Origin of the sequence: Halorubrum sp. SP9 (assembly GCF_005435015.1) — an archaeon.
GTDB lineage: Archaea > Halobacteriota > Halobacteria > Halobacteriales > Haloferacaceae > Halorubrum > Halorubrum sodomense.
The window spans coordinates 1-347 of sequence record NZ_SGXU01000515.1 but is presented as its reverse complement, the minus strand read 5'-3'; the positions used below and the strand labels follow the sequence as shown (position 1 = coordinate 347).

Sequence of the window (347 nt, the reverse complement as noted above, 5' to 3'; positions counted from 1 at the left end):
CAACGCGCTCGACGTCGACCGGGTGACCGTCGCGGACGTGATGACCGCGCCCGAGGAGATCGTCTCGCTGACGACGGGGGCGTCCGTGGACGAGAACCTCGACCGGATCCGAGACACGCCGCACACCCGCTTCCCGCTCGTCGGCGACGATCTGACCGACTTCGAGGGGATCGTGTACGCCCCCTCGATCGTGAGCCGCTACGACGAGCTGCGCGACGGCGACCTGACGTTCGCCGAGGTCGCCGCCCCGCCGATGACGGTCGCGGCGGACGCGAGCGTCAGCGACGCCTTCGACCGGTTCCAGGCGGAGTCCCAGGAGCTCGCCTTAGTCATCGAGGACGGCGAGG

At 70.3% G+C, this 347-nt stretch carries 1 protein-coding gene; it reads left to right on the top strand.

The genetic code is table 11. The features are described from left to right. Positions 1–347: CBS domain-containing protein (locus tag EXE45_RS18430; RefSeq protein ID WP_137695168.1), on the top strand; the 347-nt coding region annotated here is incomplete at both ends.